Origin of the sequence: Paraplanobispora siamensis (assembly GCF_016863175.1) — a bacterium.
In the GTDB taxonomy this organism is placed as follows: Bacteria; Actinomycetota; Actinomycetes; order Streptosporangiales; family Streptosporangiaceae; genus Planobispora; species Planobispora siamensis.
Genome location: NZ_BOOJ01000052.1, coordinates 48714 through 63286, shown reverse-complemented (window position 1 = coordinate 63286; position 14573 = coordinate 48714). Strand labels below are relative to the sequence as shown.

Annotated in this window: 30 protein-coding genes; all 30 read right to left on the bottom strand. The window is 71.3% G+C overall.

Annotated elements, in window-relative coordinates; genetic code table 11:
- Positions 1-38: 38 nt before the first annotated feature.
- On the bottom strand, positions 39-605 hold the full coding sequence (locus Psi01_RS29700; protein ID WP_204067447.1) for a hypothetical protein: 567 nt from the start codon (positions 603-605) through the stop codon (positions 39-41).
- Between the two features lie 43 nt (positions 606-648).
- Positions 649-1068, bottom strand: a complete 420-nt coding sequence (locus Psi01_RS29695) for a hypothetical protein (protein WP_204067446.1) — start codon at positions 1066-1068, stop codon at positions 649-651.
- A complete protein-coding gene (locus tag Psi01_RS29690) occupies positions 1065-1319 on the bottom strand; it encodes a hypothetical protein (RefSeq protein ID WP_204067445.1) in 255 nt (84 codons plus the stop codon). The genes Psi01_RS29695 and Psi01_RS29690 overlap by 4 nt, the downstream gene beginning before the upstream one ends.
- A gap of 133 nt (positions 1320-1452) precedes the next feature.
- A complete protein-coding gene (locus Psi01_RS29685; protein ID WP_204067444.1) occupies positions 1453-1785 on the bottom strand; it encodes a hypothetical protein in 333 nt (110 codons plus the stop codon).
- Between the two features lie 9 nt (positions 1786-1794).
- The gene (locus Psi01_RS29680) at positions 1795-2211 is read right to left on the bottom strand and encodes a hypothetical protein (protein ID WP_204067443.1); all 417 of its coding nucleotides are present in this window, start codon (positions 2209-2211) and stop codon (positions 1795-1797) included.
- Positions 2212-2271: 60 nt separating this feature from the next.
- Complete coding sequence (locus Psi01_RS29675; RefSeq protein ID WP_204067442.1) at positions 2272-2502, bottom strand: hypothetical protein; 231 nt, start codon at positions 2500-2502, stop codon at positions 2272-2274.
- Positions 2495-2746 (bottom strand): hypothetical protein, encoded by a 252-nt coding sequence (locus Psi01_RS29670; protein ID WP_204067441.1) that lies wholly within the window; start codon positions 2744-2746, stop codon positions 2495-2497. Before Psi01_RS29670 ends, Psi01_RS29675 begins: the two co-directional genes overlap by 8 nt.
- Positions 2739-3401 (bottom strand): hypothetical protein, encoded by a 663-nt coding sequence (locus Psi01_RS29665; protein ID WP_204067440.1) that lies wholly within the window; start codon positions 3399-3401, stop codon positions 2739-2741. Before Psi01_RS29665 ends, Psi01_RS29670 begins: the two co-directional genes overlap by 8 nt.
- Complete coding sequence (locus Psi01_RS29660; RefSeq protein WP_204067439.1) at positions 3391-3984, bottom strand: hypothetical protein; 594 nt, start codon at positions 3982-3984, stop codon at positions 3391-3393. The genes Psi01_RS29665 and Psi01_RS29660 overlap by 11 nt, the downstream gene beginning before the upstream one ends.
- The gene (locus tag Psi01_RS29655) at positions 3977-4354 is read right to left on the bottom strand and encodes a hypothetical protein (protein ID WP_204067438.1); all 378 of its coding nucleotides are present in this window, start codon (positions 4352-4354) and stop codon (positions 3977-3979) included. The genes Psi01_RS29660 and Psi01_RS29655 overlap by 8 nt, the downstream gene beginning before the upstream one ends.
- The gene (locus Psi01_RS29650) at positions 4351-4872 is read right to left on the bottom strand and encodes a hypothetical protein (protein WP_204067437.1); all 522 of its coding nucleotides are present in this window, start codon (positions 4870-4872) and stop codon (positions 4351-4353) included. Before Psi01_RS29650 ends, Psi01_RS29655 begins: the two co-directional genes overlap by 4 nt.
- Positions 4862-5089: a hypothetical protein gene (locus Psi01_RS29645; protein WP_204067436.1), complete on the bottom strand. Its 228-nt coding sequence runs from the start codon at positions 5087-5089 to the stop codon at positions 4862-4864. The genes Psi01_RS29650 and Psi01_RS29645 overlap by 11 nt, the downstream gene beginning before the upstream one ends.
- Positions 5086-5607, bottom strand: coding sequence for a hypothetical protein (locus Psi01_RS29640; RefSeq protein ID WP_204067435.1), 522 nt, complete (start codon positions 5605-5607; stop codon positions 5086-5088). The genes Psi01_RS29645 and Psi01_RS29640 overlap by 4 nt, the downstream gene beginning before the upstream one ends.
- Positions 5607-5774 (bottom strand): hypothetical protein, encoded by a 168-nt coding sequence (locus tag Psi01_RS29635; protein WP_204067434.1) that lies wholly within the window; start codon positions 5772-5774, stop codon positions 5607-5609. Before Psi01_RS29635 ends, Psi01_RS29640 begins: the two co-directional genes overlap by 1 nt.
- A gap of 2 nt (positions 5775-5776) precedes the next feature.
- The gene (locus Psi01_RS29630; protein WP_204067433.1) at positions 5777-6547 is read right to left on the bottom strand and encodes a hypothetical protein; all 771 of its coding nucleotides are present in this window, start codon (positions 6545-6547) and stop codon (positions 5777-5779) included.
- Positions 6544-6846: a hypothetical protein gene (locus tag Psi01_RS29625; protein ID WP_204067432.1), complete on the bottom strand. Its 303-nt coding sequence runs from the start codon at positions 6844-6846 to the stop codon at positions 6544-6546. Before Psi01_RS29625 ends, Psi01_RS29630 begins: the two co-directional genes overlap by 4 nt.
- A 59-nt stretch (positions 6847-6905) precedes the next feature.
- Entirely contained in the window at positions 6906-7292 is a 387-nt protein-coding gene (locus Psi01_RS29620; protein ID WP_204067431.1) for a hypothetical protein, read from the bottom strand.
- Between the two features lie 205 nt (positions 7293-7497).
- Positions 7498-7752 carry a hypothetical protein gene (locus Psi01_RS29615; protein ID WP_204067430.1) on the bottom strand — a complete coding sequence of 85 codons (255 nt, stop codon included), beginning with the start codon at positions 7750-7752 and terminating at the stop codon, positions 7498-7500.
- A gap of 106 nt (positions 7753-7858) precedes the next feature.
- On the bottom strand, positions 7859-8683 hold the full coding sequence (locus Psi01_RS29610) for a hypothetical protein (RefSeq protein ID WP_204067429.1): 825 nt from the start codon (positions 8681-8683) through the stop codon (positions 7859-7861).
- On the bottom strand, positions 8680-9555 hold the full coding sequence (locus Psi01_RS29605; protein WP_204067428.1) for a deazapurine DNA modification protein DpdA family protein: 876 nt from the start codon (positions 9553-9555) through the stop codon (positions 8680-8682). Before Psi01_RS29605 ends, Psi01_RS29610 begins: the two co-directional genes overlap by 4 nt.
- Positions 9556-9586: 31 nt before the next feature.
- Entirely contained in the window at positions 9587-9907 is a 321-nt protein-coding gene (locus Psi01_RS29600; protein WP_204067427.1) for a hypothetical protein, read from the bottom strand.
- An 83-nt stretch (positions 9908-9990) separates the two neighbouring features.
- Positions 9991-11115 (bottom strand): DNA cytosine methyltransferase, encoded by a 1125-nt coding sequence (locus tag Psi01_RS29595; protein WP_204067426.1) that lies wholly within the window; start codon positions 11113-11115, stop codon positions 9991-9993.
- On the bottom strand, positions 11115-11948 hold the full coding sequence (locus Psi01_RS29590) for a hypothetical protein (protein ID WP_204067425.1): 834 nt from the start codon (positions 11946-11948) through the stop codon (positions 11115-11117). The genes Psi01_RS29595 and Psi01_RS29590 overlap by 1 nt, the downstream gene beginning before the upstream one ends.
- Positions 11949-12048: 100 nt before the next feature.
- Positions 12049-12270: a hypothetical protein gene (locus tag Psi01_RS29585; RefSeq protein ID WP_204067424.1), complete on the bottom strand. Its 222-nt coding sequence runs from the start codon at positions 12268-12270 to the stop codon at positions 12049-12051.
- A gap of 4 nt (positions 12271-12274) precedes the next feature.
- A complete protein-coding gene (locus Psi01_RS29580; protein WP_204067423.1) occupies positions 12275-12508 on the bottom strand; it encodes a hypothetical protein in 234 nt (77 codons plus the stop codon).
- Between the two features lie 42 nt (positions 12509-12550).
- Positions 12551-12730, bottom strand: coding sequence for a hypothetical protein (locus tag Psi01_RS29575; protein WP_204067422.1), 180 nt, complete (start codon positions 12728-12730; stop codon positions 12551-12553).
- The gene (locus Psi01_RS29570; protein ID WP_204067421.1) at positions 12711-13043 is read right to left on the bottom strand and encodes a hypothetical protein; all 333 of its coding nucleotides are present in this window, start codon (positions 13041-13043) and stop codon (positions 12711-12713) included. The genes Psi01_RS29575 and Psi01_RS29570 overlap by 20 nt, the downstream gene beginning before the upstream one ends.
- Positions 13043-13357, bottom strand: coding sequence for a hypothetical protein (locus Psi01_RS29565; RefSeq protein ID WP_204067420.1), 315 nt, complete (start codon positions 13355-13357; stop codon positions 13043-13045). Before Psi01_RS29565 ends, Psi01_RS29570 begins: the two co-directional genes overlap by 1 nt.
- 60 nt (positions 13358-13417) lie before the next feature.
- Complete coding sequence (locus Psi01_RS29560) at positions 13418-14188, bottom strand: helix-turn-helix domain-containing protein (protein ID WP_204067419.1); 771 nt, start codon at positions 14186-14188, stop codon at positions 13418-13420.
- A complete protein-coding gene (locus Psi01_RS29555) occupies positions 14185-14460 on the bottom strand; it encodes a hypothetical protein (protein ID WP_204067418.1) in 276 nt (91 codons plus the stop codon). The genes Psi01_RS29560 and Psi01_RS29555 overlap by 4 nt, the downstream gene beginning before the upstream one ends.
- Between the last annotated feature and the right edge of the window lie 113 nt (positions 14461-14573).

The following is a 14573-nucleotide window of genomic DNA, read 5'->3' as shown; positions in this document are numbered from 1 at the left end:
CCGCCACGGTCCCCGGCTGCCACCGCTAACGTCGCGTCCTACGCCGGCGGCCAGACCTTGGTCTCCAGGTCGCGTTCTGAGCGCGGTGCCTTGCCGTCGGGCGTGCGCTCCAGCACACCGCGGATCGCCTCCAGGGCCGCGGCCGGGTCCTCCTGGTCGCACAGGCCGCGGATCTCCTCCAGGGCGTTACGGCTGGGCAGGGCGGTGTCGTTCACAGGCTCCTCCGATGCGGTACGGCCGGCGGCGATGTCGGCCAGGGTCTGCGCCCAGGTGCGGAACACCACGGCACGGTCGTCGATGTAGACGACGGCGGGCAGCTTGCGGTTGGTGACCAGCAGGACGCCGTGCCCCCACTGGTCGGCGTAGGCGCCCGGCAGGTCGGCGATGGCCGGGATCTGGGTCTTCTCCGTGATCCATGCGGCGACGCGGTCGACGTCGGTGCGGCTGGTCAGGATGAACACGTCGTGGTCGACCATCAGGGTGCGCAGTGCGTCGGCGGCCCCCAGGACCAGGCCGCCGTCGATGACGCCGGTGCCGTAGCCGTTGGGGTAGGTGTGCACGACCTTGTCGAAGTCGACGGCGATGCGGTGGCGGAAGCGGGGCATGAGGGCTGCTCTCCTGGGGTTTATGCGGGCGATGGTGAGCTGGTCAGCAGGCGCGACCACGGGGTGGCCGCAGGAGTAGGTGCCGGCCGGTGTCTGCCCCAGGCGGCTGCGGTAGCGCATCAGCAGGCCGCGCCGGCAGGGCGTCGCACGCCGCGCAGGCCTGGCCGGCGCAGGTCTCCAGCAGCTGGTAGCGGGTGGTGGTGGCCCCGCAGGTCCATCGGACCAGGGAGCCGACCAGGTGGCCGCTGGCCCAGGCGGTGTAGATGGCGTCGACCCGGTGCACCAGGCGGGCACGCTGGTGGGTGGAGCGGCCGTACGGCCAGGTGCGGCTGGAGCGGTAGACGGCGCGGCCGTGGGCGGCGCAGACCAGGCCGGGCCGCCGCGGCAGAGTGAGGGGGCGCCCGGCCCGGCCGTAGGTGGCCCGGGTGAAGGCCTGCGCGGTGGAGCGATCCGGCGCACTCATGTGCCCATCCGCAGCCAGCGGCGCCAGCTGGTGGGCACGCGCTGGGCCAGCAGCCAGGCCGGGCGTGCCTGCTCCCCCTTCTGCTCCCACAGCAGCCGTTCGCAGGTGGCGCAAGTTTCGAACCAGGCATCGCTGTGGTGCGGGACGTGGTAGCCGCGTGCCCAGCAGTAGGGCTGCCACAGCAGGGCCAGGGCGGGGTCGTCGTCGACCATGGCCGTCCAGATGCGGTGGCGCAGGGATCCGGGTTTCACATCCGCCACGGTGGCCGGTGCAGGGCGCTACGGTCGCGTCCTATGGGCAGGGCCGCCAGCTGGAGCCGGCGGCCCTGCTGAGCCTTCGCCTTCCCCGCGATAGGCCCGTGCGACGCCCCTCTGGTCGCATGTGTCACTTAGGACGTTTCGTGAGCGGGTCGGGATGACAGGTGCCTGACGAAGTTTCGCCATGTCGTGGGCCTTTCCATGCCTGCCCGCCGTTCCTGCGGTCTTCCGTCAGTGCCTCTTGCCAGTCCATGGCGAACTGGTAGTAGGCGCGGCGTGGTCGGCCAGCGGCCACGTGGGCGATCGTCTCGCGGGCGTTTCGCCGGGCGGTTTCGGCCGCGCGTCCGGCGAACCATTCAACGATCTCGTCTTCGCTCGCGTCCCACACGACGATCCGCCCGTACTCTGACGAGAAGATCGCAAAAGTGCCGTTCGGCTGCTGGATGATCTGATTACCCATCGCTGCGCTTCAGCTGGCGCGCTTGCTGCGGGCGGACCGAGCGTCCAGGTAGGCGCGGCCGTCGTCGGTGAGGCGCACCGGGTCGGTGTGGCCGTTGCCGACGTCGACCATCCCGAACCGGTCCAGCACACGGAAGGTGTCGGTGTTGACGGTGTAGGTGCTGCCGCGCATCCGCCAACGGCCCCGGGGGGCAGAGTCGAACATCACGCCGTCGCCGGTGTCGTGGGCGGCGATGGTGCGCAGCAGTTTCTGCCAGGAGGGCCGCAGCGGGGCCGACGGGATGACGTGCGGCCAGGTGACACCGCGTTCGGCGTCGTAGTGGTCGCTGGGCCCGTGGTGGGGCTTCTTGGTGCACACGTTGGTGACGCGCAGGGCGCGGTTGTCGCGGCGGGCGTTGCAGCGCGGCTGAGGCGTCTGGTCGGTCATAGCAGCTCCTTGATAGGGGGTGGCGGCCGGCGATGCGGTCGGTGGATCAGGTGGAGGCCGTCAGTCACGGCCCGCTTTCAGGCGCATGCGGGCGTGCGCCCACTTCACGCAGTACGCGTAACAGCCGACGACCAGGACAAGGCCGATCCATGCCCTCCCGCGCGCCGTCGGCTCAGGTGCCGACGGGTAGATGTTCCGGCTCAGGCGAAGGCCCTGAGCGTCGTCCGCGACCCGGTATCGGTAGAGGCGGGGCTTATGCAGTTCGGCGTAGTGGTGCCACGTCTCAGGCATGATTGATCTCCTCCCCCAAGAGGCGAAAGCGCTCCGGGTAGATGCGGGCTGCGGCCTGCGCCATCACGGCATGCTGGATGGCGTGGACATGGACCAGCAGTTCGTTCAGATCGTGGGCGCGTGACCGTCCTTCACCCACGATGAGGGCGAGCCTGCCAGCAAGATCCGCCGTAAGGCTCAATGCGTCGAGTTCATCAGGAGTGAGACCGGTCTGCGCGTTACGGGAACGGAGATCGTCAGCCACAGGTCGCCTCCGGGGTGTCTCCGGTAGAGGGGGCGGGGAGTGCGCCGAGTGTGGCGCGGGCGGTGGCATCCGGGTAGGGCTCCACGCCGACGTAGCCGCGTCCACGCGACACGTAGGCGGCGATGGAGATGAGGCGGTCGTACAGGTCAGCGGGAATGGTGACCTTGGAAGCGGCGCCGTTTTCTGCATTAGCGGGGATAGCGGCCAGCATGCGGTCAAGGGCCCACCCGACGAGAGGGTCACCGGCGCTTTCCACCCGGATGCGGGCGGCTTCCCGTCGGAGCAGGGCAAGTGCGGCGCCGGGTTCGGAGCATTCAGCGCGGTCTCGCCAGTGCTTGGCGTAGTCCCGCCACGCGTTCACGGTCTTGGTGGCGTCTGGGTGCTCGTAGGTGTCGATCAGGGCGCGGAGTCGGCCAATCTCAGCGTGATCAGCTGAGGGTGCCGTAGAGGTGTCCGTGTGGTCGGACACTCCAGGAGACGCTGAGGGCTCTTCAGGGGCCGCAGGGACGATGACGTAACCCGCCTCCCGGAGAACACCTAACGCCGACTCCGTGAGGGCCATACGGACCGTCAGAGGTAGCCATCGGTCCTGCTTCCTCAACGCACCCGTGATCGCGTTGTGGACGATCCCCTGGACGTGCTGCTCAACGGACATCGGCCCCGGCCCTCCCCTCAGTGATCTTCTTGGGTGAGGTGCCGTCGTCCCAGGGCCGCAGGTCGTACACCTCACCGCGGGGCAGGATCGGTCGGTCGTTGCGGTCCAGGAACAGGCGCAGGTGCACGACGTTCGGCGCCCGGTAGGCGTCACCCGGGCCGACGGCCGGCTCAAACCACGCCCACGTCGCGTACTGGCGGAAGAAGGTCAGGCCCCAGGCGCGGACCTCTTCGTCGGCCGGCGTCTCCACCTGCACGGCGGCGTAGGTGCCCAGTCCCAGGTCGGCGGGCAGGGGACGGACCTGGCGCGGCAGGTCGGGCCGGGGGTGGGAAACCGACAGGTGCAGGCACCGGTCGTAGTCGCTGTTGGCGAACCAGCCGGAGGAGTGGTAGCCGTAGTCCAGGGTGAACATGATCCGCGTTGGGCGGCCGGGTTCGGTGATCGCGGTGGTGTCCAGGCAGTGCCGGGGGTCGGCGGTGGTGTCTCCGCGCCAGGGATGGGCGTAGGCCAGGCGCTGGAGCCGGCGCAGCTGCTGGCGGGAAGCGGGGCAGGTCAGGTCGTCGCGACCCCAGACATCAACCATGGTCATCCTCTTCGGTGTCGGGGCGGGCGGCGTGGCGGCCAGCGCGCCAGGCCGCACCCCACAGAGCGGTCACCCGCTCCAGCGGGTCGACCAGGGCGCCTTCGCCGCCCATCAGGTCCAGGCAGTCGTGGATCCACTCATCCGGCGGGTCCGGTACGGCCGCACCCACGACCGGGACGATGGCGTAGCCGCGCCGGCGCAGCGCGGCCGGGAAGTCGGGGCCGGCCAGGGCGGCCAGCAGCTGTTCGGCGATGGTGTCCATAAACGCGCCGACCAGGTGCTCATACGGGCTGGCTGATACCCGGCTGGTGACCTGCTGGCGGGCGGTGCTTTCGGCGGCGCGGCGGGTGGCCCGGTCGGCGGTGCTCATGGCGGGCACGCCCGTCCGCAGTCACCGTGCTCTGTGGCATCCGGGCCGCCGATGAACGTCACTCCGGCCAGGCGGGCGTCGGCGTGGTCGCAGGCGGCCAGCAGTGCCATGGCGATGCGCCGGGCCGCGGAGATGCGGGCGGCGGCGAAGTCGCTGGGGTGCATCGCGTCCGGGGTGCTGACGTGCACGACGTCGGGCATCGGGTCGTTGTCGATGACCCGGACCGTCCAGCCGGGCGCCGGGTGCCAGACCGGGCCGGGCAGCCGGTGGTCGGCCGGGTTGACGTGGTCGGGCACCGGCCGGCCGGAGGTGTCGATGCATGCCAGCAGACCGGAGACGTGGCGGCGTAGTTCGGCCAGCATCTCCAGGGGCCGCTCCAGCCGGGGCGCGCCCAGCGTGGCGGTGAACGTCTCCCACTCCGTTGCGGTGGCCACCACGGTGCCGCCCGGGCCGCCGTCACCGGTGTTGCGGATCATCACGTCGCCGGTCAGCGGATCCTGACGGAATTCAAGGGCCATCGAGGGCCTCCGGGCCCCGGCTGGCCAGCCGGTACAGCGCGGTCCGCCAGTCTTCATCGACCCGTATGCGCATGATCTGCTCCCGGTAGTCGGCCAGGACCGGATCGACCGACAGCACCCCCTTGACCATGCCCAGGGCAGCGATGATGGCAGCGGCGTCATCGTCACGGACGTCGCGCTCCAGGACGACCAGGTAACCGGCGTGCCTATCGGTCATGTCACGTCCTTCGGCGGGTCGGTCCACAGCACGGCTGTGGCGGGGATGTAGAGCAGACCCATGGTGTAGGTGTCGGGCCGGGTCTGGTCGGGGGTCAGCCGGTAGGTGGTGCCCAGGCAGACCGGCTTACGCTTCAGCGTGATGGCGCAGTCCCAGATGTCGACGTCGGAGCCGTCCTCCACGCCGTACACCCACTCCCCGGGCCGCACGTCGACCGGGGCCCGCCGTACGGCGTGGGCGGGCGGCATGCGCATCGGCGCGGTGGCGGGCAGCGGCCCGGCCGGAGGCGGCGGTGCCGGCTCCGGGCGGGGGCGCGGGATGGCGCAGGCGTCGGCGGGCGGCGGGCAGGAGGGGGTCTTGTCCAGCACGCCCAGGTAGCGGCCGTCGCCGGTGGTGTACTCCTTGACCCACAGGCGGGCGTAGGGGCCGATGCGGTCGACCTGGCGCAGGTGGCAGCGCGCACACGCCCGTGTGATCTTCGATGTGCCGACCGGCTCCCACCTGTGGCGGCGCCACATCAGGTGCCCTGGCTGGCGTCGGCCAGCTGCATGGCCCGGTCGCGGGCGCGGGCCTGGGCGTCGCTGAGGGAGCGGGCGTCGCGTTCGCGGGCCGTACCGCAGACCACGGCGGCCACCATCAAGACGATCGTGCTGACGATCAGGAGGTATCCGGCGACGATAAACATGATCACTTCCTTGTGTAGGCGGCCAGGTGGACGTCGGTCAGGTAGTGCCAGGAGATGTGGCCGGGGCTGATGCCGACCGGCTTCCAGTCGGCGCGCAGCGCCTCCAGGAAGGCGTTGTCGGCGGCGCACGGGTCGCGCCGGAATTCGGTGCACACGATGACCAGGTCGCCGCGGTAGGCGGTGAGCGCGTCATGGGCCATGGGGTCGTCGTGCGGCGGCCACACCATCATCAGTGCGGCGTCACCGGCGCTGGCGGCGGCCTGGTCGGCGGCGGCCTGGCGGATGGAGACGAACGTCCGCTGCGGGTCGGGCGGGGTCAGGTCGCTGGCGTCGACGGTGGCGCCGGCCTGGGTCAGCTGCCAGGCCCAGTAGCCCAGCCCGGCGCCGACCTCCACCACCGGCCGCCCGTTCAGCCTGCGGACGATCCAGGCGATGTCGGCGGGGGTGAGGATGCAGTAGGCGAAGCGGTGGGCCAGCGCCATGCGCCAGTGCCCGAACTCCTCCAGCAGGCCGATGGGGCCGTCGTAGGGCAGGCCGGTGTCGGCGAAGGTGGGCAGGCGCCGCACGATCTCCCACATCGGATGGAGCGTGTCAGGGATCTGGTTGTGGTCCAGCTCAATGATCGGCGGCTGGGAGTAGATGCCGGCCGCTCTGTAGGCGTCGTAGCGGCGGCCGGTGGCGCGGTAGGCGTCCAGGGCGATGACGGCGGCGCAGTGCCAGGCGATGGCGCCCTCTTCGGTGGGCGGGGCCAGGGGCGGCGGCAGGACACTCACGCCCCCTCCCTGCCCTCTTCACGCAGCTGCTTGAGACGTTCGTCCAGGATGCCGTCGTGGTAGGCCGCGCGGACCCGCTTTTCGGCCCACACCCAGGCCCCCGCCACCGTGAACGCGACCATCCAGGGCATGACGTAGACGGCGAACGCGCCGCCCAGGCGGGCGGTGTTGTAGGCGGCGGCGCAAGAGGCGAAGACCAGGACGACGAAGATGACGGAGGCGATGCGGCGCCGGATGGTGTCGGTCGTCTCGTGTCTGCTACCGGTGTCGGCCGGGTCGTCGGGCATGTTGCGGGCCATCGGTGTTTCCTTCCAGGGTGTGGCGGGCGGGCCCCGGCGGGTGCCAGGGCCCGGGGCGGTCAGGGGCAGTCGGGCGGCTCCGGCCGGAACTCATTGACTCCGTCGCCGTCCAGGTCCCCCGACAGGTCGGGGGTGGGCGGGACGGTGGGGACGGCGCAGGGGTCGGCGGGCACGTCGGCCGCGGCGGGCCCGGTGGGCTCCGGCGGTGCCGTCGGCTGGGGCGGCTGCTGGAGGTCGGCGGCGGCGGGCCCGGTGGGCTCCGGCGGTGCCGTGGCCGCCAGCGGCGCCGCGTTGGCGAAGTAGGTGCTGCCGACGCCGGCCAGGGCCGCGCCAACCAGCAGGACGGCCACGACCGCCAGCACGATGATGAGGACAGTGCGGACGATCCGCCGGATGTTCACCCGCCGGGGCGGGGGCGGCGTGGTGGGGTAATTCACATTGGTCATGACTCTCCTGATCCCGGCGACCGGCCTCGCTCTGGCCGTCCGCCACTGTACGGGTACTTACCTACGGACACGGGGATGTTGGCGGGTGCAGGCCGGTGTGCCGCACGGTTTGTGCAGGCATACACGGTTCGGCCTGTCGGTCGTGCTGGTCCTCCTGATGCGGGTGCCGGTGTCGCTCTCACCAACACCTCGATAGTACAGGTACTTAGCAAATGGGTCGATAGGGAGCGGTGGCCGTCTTGGGACGATCGACCCGGGCCCGCATGCGCTCCACCCGATCCAGGCTCAGCAGGATCATGCCGATGCCGATGACCGGCAGCGCCACGATGCTGATCGCCACCAGGACGGCGTCGTGCAGGCGGACGGCCACGGCCAGGGCGGCCATGTCCACCCACAGCAGCACGCGCGCCAGCACCTCCAGGGCCCAGGTGGAGGGGGTGCGGCCTGACATCTCCAACATCGCCGCCCACTTGTTCACTGTCGCCCCCGACTTCTCCAACTGTGGTCCACGCCATCAGGCGATCGTGGCGGCGCGGGGGCGGTAGCGTCGCGGGCATGCCGGGCCGCTAGCGGGGCCGCAGGACGCCGTAGGCGGCCACCGAAGCGGCGATCAGGTCGTGGTCGGCGCGTTCGGCGTCGTCGTAGCCGAAGTAGCGGTAGCTCAGCACGATGCCACCGCGGGGATGGCTGCTGTGGGAGGTGACGGCGTAGGGGTGGCTCCACTCATAGACCCGGCCGCAGCGGATGCGGGTGGGCACCCGGATGACGGCGCCGGCGGTCACCTGTTCCCACGGCCCGGGGATCCAGCCGGTGGGGATGGCGCGGGCCGCGCAGGCGTTGGGGCTGTCGTCGGTTTCGGCCAGCCAGCGCGCCCACGCGCGTTCCGCGTGCGGGGTGCGGGTCCGGTACAGCACGGTGCGGGTGGCGGCCGACAGCAGCAGCGGCTGGGCGGGGGTGGCGGGGCCGTGCAGCGGGGTGGACACCAGCAGCGCGCCCCCGTTGTCGAACGTCTCTACCTGTACGGCCAGCGCGGGTTCACGCCAGCAGTGCGGGGCGCGGGTGCGCACCATCTGGCCCTCTTCCAGGTCGGCGACGTCGGCCAGGGCGTAGCCGTCGGCCAGCAGGGCGGCGGTGCGGGCCGCCTCCGCGTCGGCCCGCTGGCGGGCGTAGGCGGCCAGTTCTGCGCGGGTGTCGACGCACAGCAGCAGCCGGACCACCGCCTGGGCGCGGGTGGGCCGCAGGTCCGGGCAGCCGTCGCTGGGGTCGCCAGCGACGTACCAGGCCCAGGACCGGGCCAGTTTGCGGACGGTGCCGACCAGGATGCCGTCGCGGGTGACGGTGTAGGAGCCGGCGGCGGTGCGGGCCAGGACGGGCTGGCCGGAGTCGGTCATGATGCTCCCTGCGGTGATCGGATACGGGACGGGGACCAGGGTGGGATCTCTTCCTCCAACAGGGAGGGCTGCTGGTAGCAGGCGTCGGCGTCGGCCTGGTCGACTGCCTCCAGCACGCGCCGGTACCAGGCCAGGGCCCAGGTGCGGCAGTTGGCTTCGGTCTTGTGGCTGGGCGTGCATCCGGGCCGGCGGCGGCCCCAGGACGACCAGGCCATGGAGTCGGAGCTGGCCATGGCGGACCCGTACAGGCCGATGCCTTCGATCTTCACGCCGAAGCCGTGGGTGCGCAGCGTGGGGAAGGCCCGGAAGATCTCTCCGATCTCCATGGTGTTCTGGCGGCGGCACACCGATCCGATGCCGACCACCTCACACTCCTCCAGGCACACCCCGGCGCGTTGATACAAATCAGCGCAGCGCATGTAGTCGTCGCGGGTCTGGCCTTGCAGGACGGGGATGAACGGCAGGTCGGCATCCAGGGTGCGCAGCTCCAGGTAGTTGTCGACGGTCTGGCGCTGGTGGATGGGCACCGACAGGTGGGTGCCGACGAAGTGCTGGCCAGCGAAGGTGCCGCCGTTGATGACCGCCTCCTCACACATTCGATCTTGAGGGGCGATCCAGATGATGTTGCCGATCTCTTCGACGTAGCGGCGGCACGCGGTGGCGTAGGCGGCCGGGCTGTCGGGGAAGTCGCCGTAGTCCTTCAGGTAGGAGAACCCGCCGGAGTCGATGGCCACCCGGCCCACGGCGCGCGGCAGGGTCCGCGGTGGCTTGTCGCGGCCCAGCAGGCGCCGGTGGGAGATGAACAGGGGGACACCGGCGAACTCAGGCAGCTTCGCCCAGTTGGGCTGGTGGGTGCCCAGGTAGAACTCCACGGGTCTGTCCCCCCTGCCGGCGGCCGGGCGCCTACTGGGGGGTGCGGCCGTCGCCGCGCAGCAGGTCGGTGACGTCCACGCCGGGGTCCAGTTCCGCCAGGGCGGTCATGGCGGCGTTGTAGGCAGCGCAGGCGGCTTCGTAGCGGTCCAGCAGGTCGGCGGTGAGCTGGTGGCGCTCCGCCTTGCGCACGGCCAGGGCCATGACCGGGGCGGTCATGGGCCGGTCGCCGGGGCAGCCGACCATCACGCGGATCAGACCGGTGTAGCGGCGCATGTCGGCGACGGCCACGCGGACGGCGCGGCGCGTCTCCTCCAGCTGGACTTCGCGGGCGGTGGTGACGTCGGCGGTCATGTGTTTCTCCTGGTGATCGGGGCGGGTCGCTCTCCCGCCCGAACACCACCTATAGTACAGGTACTTAGCGATCGGGTCGAGGGTTAGACGGCCAGGGAGAACAGGGCGCCCTGGTAGCCGCCGGGGGTGGCCCGCCCGACCGGGTAGATCTCCGCCAGGTAGTCGCGCACCAGATCCCGCCAGTCAGCGTGCAGGATCTCCCGGCCCAGCGTCGCGCCCATCACGGCCGCGGCCACCATGGGCGCCACGACGTCGGCCGCCTGCAAGAACTGCTTGGACCGGCTCCCCTGCCAGGGGTAGTCGGCGGGGAACCCGGTCAGCAGCCCGGCCTGGCCGGAGGTGAGCCGCAGGCCGTCAGAGACGCGCTTCCACGTGCGGGCCTTCTCCGTCAGGCACCAGGCGGGTCCGTCGGCGGAGAACTCATTACCGCCGGAGGTGCGTCGGTTGCCGCGGGTGTTGATGCGCTCCCCGGCCGGCCAGCCCAGCGCCTCCGCCATGCTGATCGGCGGCACCAGCGGGCGGGGCGTGACGGGGTGCTCCCAGGGCGGGTCGATCCGGCCGCACGACCAGTGCGCCCGCATCGGCAGGTCGTCCACCAGGTCGGGGGCGTGGCTGCGGGTGGCGATCAGGAAGGTGCGGCTGCGGCGCGACGGCAGGCCCAGGTCGTCGCCGTGCACGGTCACGACGTGGCAGGAGCGCCAGTCGCCGGTGACCGACGCCAGTTCGGCGGCCATCTCCATCCAGATGGGCCGCGCCCCGGGCACCTGTTCGGCGATGATCCAGCGGGCGTTCGGCAGGCACAGCGCCCAGCGCAGCGCCTGGAGCACCAGTGCGGTGCGGATGTCGCGCACCTGGTGGTGGATCTCCTGCCAGGCGTCCTCATCGCAGCGGCCCAGGTAGCCGTCGCCCATCCGCTCGATGCTCTTGCGCAGCAGTTCGGGCTCATCGCCGCTGACGCCGGTCAGCAGGCCGCCGCGGGAGAACGTCGGGCAGGGGGAGGAGATGATGCACATTAGCGTGTCGGGGAAGTCGTCCGGGTCCATGGCGCGCACGTCGGCCTGGGTGCGCAGGAACCCGGCGGCGCGGGCGGTCGTGCAGGCGTCGGCGTCGATGTCGTAGCCGTGCAGCTCCGGCATCCGCAGGATGCGCCCGCCCATGTCCCAGCCGCCGGGGCCGGCGAACAGGTCCAGCACCATGCGCTCAGCCATCACGCCACCGCCTTGCGGGGGCGGTCGCCCCGGAAGCGCCGTCGGTATTCGCGGGCCGCGGCGACGATGACGGGGGAGGTCTCCTGGCGGTCGTAGCGGGCGGTGCAGCAGCGGCGCAGTTCTTCGTCGTCCATCAGCGCGACCTGCCGGGCGATCTCCTCTTTCAGCGCCGCGGGCGGCAGGTCGATCATGTCGTCGTCCCACGCAGCCGGACGCAGCCAGTTGAGGGCGGCAGCATAAGTCCGGGCCCGGGAGGCGGCCCCCCGATCGCGGGGGTTGCCTTCGGGGGGTGCGACGTCCCACAGGTCGGCGTACAGGCCGCGGACCAGGCGGGCGGTGGCCACGGTCACCCGCTCCGCCTTCATCAGCGTGCCGATGTTGCTGGGGGTCCAGCCGATGCGCTCTGCCAGTTTGGCCTGGGACCAGCCGCACGTCACTAGCGCCTGGAGGCGGCGCACGGTTCCGGCGGCGTCGATGATGGTCTTGGCACCCAGCAGGTCGAACGTCGGCTCCACCGCCAGGATCGCCGTGGCGGTGCGCGGCCGGATCCGTGCCGGGGGCGGGGTTCCGCGGTCGGCGCGGCCGTTGACGATCACGTTGAGGGTCTTCCGCTGGATGCCCGCGGCCTGGGCGATGATCCGCAGTCCGATGCCGAACTCCCGCAGGGCGGCGATGTGCTGGCGGACCGGTTCGGCGCCGACGAACGGGGCCCAGGTGCCGTAGGCGATGGCCCGCTCCCGGTTGATGGCGTAGGCGCTCTTGGCGGCGGCGCACGGGTAGCAGCGGCAACCGTCCAGCTGGTAGCAGGCGTAGGTGCCGTGGTCGCGGTTCACGGATCCCCCCGGGGTCTCTCCTGTGTCAGTGCGGCGGGTCGCTCTCCCACCCACATCCAATGTACAGGTACTTAGCAAATGGGTCGAGTGGGAGGGGAGATTAGCTGGCATCCGGTGGCAGGCGCAGCCGGCGGGAGAACGGCACGACCTGGAGGCGGCCGTCGCTGCGCCGTACGGCGACGTTGCGGGGTCCGCCGCCGGGCCCCCAGCCCACCACGACCGTCACCGGCTCCGGCGGGGTGCGCGGGCCGGACAGGCGGTCGCCGGGGTCCAGGTAGGTGCGGCCGACCATGGACGACCGGCGGGGGCGGGGGTGGGTCATGGGATCACGCTGCTTTCGGGTTCTGTCCTGGCGGGACGGTGTAGGTGCTGCCGTCGGCGTAGTGCTCCACCCAGCCGAATGCGCCGCGCCGCGCCGGAAAGTGGGCGCCCCGGCGCCGTACGGTGCGCCCGCAGGTGGCGCAGGTACGGCCCGGGGCGACGTCGGCCGCGCAGGGGACCTGGGTGACGGTGATGGGGGTGTGGGTCTTCTGGTAGCGGGTGCGGTACATGGCGGCCATGCTGGCCAGGCGCGGGCGCTTACAGCACGCCCTAGGAGCGGTTCAGGCGGTCCGCACCAGCTGGGCGGACTTCTGGTAGGCCTCCCGCGTGACGACCTGCGGGGGCTGGCCGCAGGAGGGGCGGGTGCTGCCGGAGGCGGCGTGCCTCCAGCCCTTCTCCCCCCACGGGTAGACGGCCAGGCCGCACTGGTCGCACACGTGCTCACTGCGCCGGCGCGGCATCGTCGCCGTCCTCCTCTTCGCCGTCCTCCTCTTCGGGGGCGGCGTACAGCTCCAGCAGCTGCGACAGCCGCACCCAGGTGGAGACGCGGTCGCCGCTGGTGCCGCCGTGGACGAAGCCGTAGTCGAAGCGCAGGTAGCCGGTGTCGGGGTCGACGCGGTAGTGGGCTTCGATCAGCTGGCCGTGACCGGTGAAGTCGACCATCACGGCGTTGTCGATGTCGCGGGTGTCGCTTTCCCAGGTGGCATATCCCAGGGCGTCGCCGTAGGCGATGGCCCGGTCGATGCTGGTGCGGAGGTCACGTGCCTGCGGCATCAGGCTGCCGCCGATCCGCACGCCTTGCAGGAGTCGCAGTCGTCGCAGAAGTCGGTCTGGCCGGTGTCGTCGTCGGCTGCGATGCATTCGTCCCGGCTGCACACGGCGCGGTAGGTGTAGGTGGGATCTCCGCAGGACTGGCCGCACCAGGTGCGGCCGTCGCCGCCTTCCTCTACAACCTCATCGTCCTCATCGTCCAGGACGGCGTTGGGGTTGTCCGGGTTCTGGCACCAGTTCTGGTGGCCGGTGCCCTTCTCAGCTCCGCAGTCGGAGCAGCCGTACTTGCCGGGCTCGTATTCGGTGTACTCAGCCATGATCCGTTCTCTCCTATCGGTGCCGGGTCGCTCCCCCGACACCATTTATAGTACAGGTACTTAGCGAAGAAGCAAGTCGGATCGGCGAAGGTACGCAGCCCGCGCGGCGGCGGCGTCACGGGCCTGGCGCATATTGCAGACGTACCAGGCGGTGTGCAGGGAGCAACCGATGCGCTCCCCGATCTCCCTGTAGGTCAGCCCCCAGGACCGCATGCGCAGGATCGCCAGCTCTTTCTCTGCGGGCGTCAGGACCGGCGGCGCTTCTCCCCGCTCCGCCCGCTCCACGGCGATCTCATCGATGTCCAGTTCCCTTCGCCGGCAGGTGTGGCAGTACAGCCGCCCTCTGTCGCTGACGGTCACGTTGTGGCCGGCGTGCAGGACGTTGTATGCGGCCCGCGGGTCCGCCGGCTTCTTCGCCACCGGCTTCGGCGTGCAGGTCCGGCAGAGTCGGTGGCCGTCCCGCCTCACGACCACGTCGTGGCCGGCGTGCAGGGCGTCATATTTGGCCCGCCAGGCAGCGGCCTGCCGTTCAGCGATGGCCGCCAGGGTGGCTTCCTGGCACGCGCGGCACCGCCAGCCGCCGTTGTCGATGCGGATCAGGTTGTCCCCGATCAGGACATGCAGGCCGTTGCGGCACCGCTCCGGGATCGGCTTCGGCTTGTATTCACGGGCGGGGAGGTTTTCGTACGGGGCGGGTGGGCCTTCGGCGGGGCGGCCCCGGGCGACCCAGCGGGCGTAGCAGGTGACGCACCAGCCGTAGCCGCGGTTCTCCCCGGGCTGATCACAGCACTTACATATGATCTTTCGGCGTTTGGCGCGGTCGGCACTCATGCACCCTCCCGCTGGTTGCCCTCCTGGGTGAGCCGCTGAGCGGCAGCCCGGCCGGCGGGGGTCAGACAGGCGCCCAGGTAGGCGTCGTACACGGTGGTAGTGCGGCCGTAGATGCCGGTGTAGCGGGCGGGGCGCTCAGCGATGCCGATGTGGGCGTCGGCCAGGCCGCGGCGGATCAGGGCCCGTTCGGTGGCGCGGGTGGCCTCCCGGATGGTGCCGCACGGGGCGGCGCCGGTCAGGGCGCGGCGCATGGCGTCAGACAGGCGGTCCATGGTTCTCCTCCTGGGCGGGGCCACTGTCCCTGGCCCGGCCCGTCGTGCCGGTACGTAGCCCGTCAATACAGAATTGACGGCTGCCGCCCGGGCGGGTGCCCGGGGCGCGGGGT

What these genes read in the sequence shown, in the direction of transcription:
- Psi01_RS29610 (WP_204067429.1), bottom strand. Translation starts at nt 8,683, where the DNA reads ATGACCGACTCCGGCCAGCCCGTCCTGGCCCGCACCGCCGCCGGCTCC.
- Psi01_RS29635 (WP_204067434.1), bottom strand. Translation starts at nt 5,774, where the DNA reads ATGTTTATCGTCGCCGGATACCTCCTGATCGTCAGCACGATCGTCTTG.
- Psi01_RS29675 (WP_204067442.1), bottom strand. Translation starts at nt 2,502, where the DNA reads ATGCCTGAGACGTGGCACCACTACGCCGAACTGCATAAGCCCCGCCTC.
- Psi01_RS29650 (WP_204067437.1), bottom strand. Translation starts at nt 4,872, where the DNA reads ATGGCCCTTGAATTCCGTCAGGATCCGCTGACCGGCGACGTGATGATC.
- Psi01_RS29680 (WP_204067443.1), bottom strand. Translation starts at nt 2,211, where the DNA reads ATGACCGACCAGACGCCTCAGCCGCGCTGCAACGCCCGCCGCGACAAC.
- Psi01_RS29555 (WP_204067418.1), bottom strand. Translation starts at nt 14,460, where the DNA reads ATGGACCGCCTGTCTGACGCCATGCGCCGCGCCCTGACCGGCGCCGCC.
- Psi01_RS29695 (WP_204067446.1), bottom strand. Translation starts at nt 1,068, where the DNA reads ATGAGTGCGCCGGATCGCTCCACCGCGCAGGCCTTCACCCGGGCCACC.
- Psi01_RS29655 (WP_204067438.1), bottom strand. Translation starts at nt 4,354, where the DNA reads ATGAGCACCGCCGACCGGGCCACCCGCCGCGCCGCCGAAAGCACCGCC.
- Psi01_RS29620 (WP_204067431.1), bottom strand. Translation starts at nt 7,292, where the DNA reads ATGACCAATGTGAATTACCCCACCACGCCGCCCCCGCCCCGGCGGGTG.
- Psi01_RS29660 (WP_204067439.1), bottom strand. Translation starts at nt 3,984, where the DNA reads ATGGTTGATGTCTGGGGTCGCGACGACCTGACCTGCCCCGCTTCCCGC.
- Psi01_RS29600 (WP_204067427.1), bottom strand. Translation starts at nt 9,907, where the DNA reads ATGACCGCCGACGTCACCACCGCCCGCGAAGTCCAGCTGGAGGAGACG.
- Psi01_RS29700 (WP_204067447.1), bottom strand. Translation starts at nt 605, where the DNA reads ATGCCCCGCTTCCGCCACCGCATCGCCGTCGACTTCGACAAGGTCGTG.
- Psi01_RS29595 (WP_204067426.1), bottom strand. Translation starts at nt 11,115, where the DNA reads ATGGCTGAGCGCATGGTGCTGGACCTGTTCGCCGGCCCCGGCGGCTGG.
- Psi01_RS29575 (WP_204067422.1), bottom strand. Translation starts at nt 12,730, where the DNA reads ATGCCGCGCCGGCGCAGTGAGCACGTGTGCGACCAGTGCGGCCTGGCC.
- Psi01_RS29665 (WP_204067440.1), bottom strand. Translation starts at nt 3,401, where the DNA reads ATGTCCGTTGAGCAGCACGTCCAGGGGATCGTCCACAACGCGATCACG.
- Psi01_RS29645 (WP_204067436.1), bottom strand. Translation starts at nt 5,089, where the DNA reads ATGACCGATAGGCACGCCGGTTACCTGGTCGTCCTGGAGCGCGACGTC.
- Psi01_RS29585 (WP_204067424.1), bottom strand. Translation starts at nt 12,270, where the DNA reads ATGACCCACCCCCGCCCCCGCCGGTCGTCCATGGTCGGCCGCACCTAC.
- Psi01_RS29640 (WP_204067435.1), bottom strand. Translation starts at nt 5,607, where the DNA reads ATGTGGCGCCGCCACAGGTGGGAGCCGGTCGGCACATCGAAGATCACA.
- Psi01_RS29625 (WP_204067432.1), bottom strand. Translation starts at nt 6,846, where the DNA reads ATGGCCCGCAACATGCCCGACGACCCGGCCGACACCGGTAGCAGACAC.
- Psi01_RS29615 (WP_204067430.1), bottom strand. Translation starts at nt 7,752, where the DNA reads ATGTTGGAGATGTCAGGCCGCACCCCCTCCACCTGGGCCCTGGAGGTG.
- Psi01_RS29580 (WP_204067423.1), bottom strand. Translation starts at nt 12,508, where the DNA reads ATGGCCGCCATGTACCGCACCCGCTACCAGAAGACCCACACCCCCATC.
- Psi01_RS29685 (WP_204067444.1), bottom strand. Translation starts at nt 1,785, where the DNA reads ATGGGTAATCAGATCATCCAGCAGCCGAACGGCACTTTTGCGATCTTC.
- Psi01_RS29570 (WP_204067421.1), bottom strand. Translation starts at nt 13,043, where the DNA reads ATGCCGCAGGCACGTGACCTCCGCACCAGCATCGACCGGGCCATCGCC.
- Psi01_RS29565 (WP_204067420.1), bottom strand. Translation starts at nt 13,357, where the DNA reads ATGGCTGAGTACACCGAATACGAGCCCGGCAAGTACGGCTGCTCCGAC.
- Psi01_RS29560 (WP_204067419.1), bottom strand. Translation starts at nt 14,188, where the DNA reads ATGAGTGCCGACCGCGCCAAACGCCGAAAGATCATATGTAAGTGCTGT.